We start from the raw sequence: 443 nt of genomic DNA on the forward strand, positions 1-443 counted from the left end.
GTACTTTACTTTGTCTTTATAACGGTTAAATAAAGTGATGGCATAGCGTTCGAAGAATGAAATGACTTCACGGTTTCTCCAACCACCATACTCAGTAATTAAATATAAAGGCATTTCATAGTGGGAGATCGTTACAACTGGCTCGATTCCATGCTTTAAGCACTCGTCGAATACACGGTCGTAAAATGCTAGGCCTTCCTCGTTTGGCTCAAGCTCGTCTCCTTTAGGGAAAATACGAGACCAAGCGATTGACATACGGTATGTTTTAAATCCTAATTCAGCAAATAATGCGATATCGTCTGCGTAACGATGATAAAAATCGATCGCTTCGTGGTTTGGGTATGTCGTGTATTTCTTTGTATCAATTTTAAAATCGAATCCGGGTTTTGAGATGACATTTAAACGGACTTTTCCACCAGGCATCACATCTGCCAGGTTCATCC

At 40.2% G+C, this 443-nt stretch carries 1 protein-coding gene; it reads right to left on the reverse strand.

Features of this window, described 5'->3' with window-relative positions; all coding sequences use genetic code 11:
- Positions 1-443, reverse strand: a 443-nt coding sequence (locus tag KH400_RS21150) for a family 1 glycosylhydrolase (RefSeq protein ID WP_217228018.1), incomplete at both ends; no start/stop codon positions are given.

This window comes from Desertibacillus haloalkaliphilus (genome assembly GCF_019039105.1).
Lineage (GTDB): Bacteria > Bacillota > Bacilli > Bacillales > KJ1-10-99 > Desertibacillus > Desertibacillus haloalkaliphilus.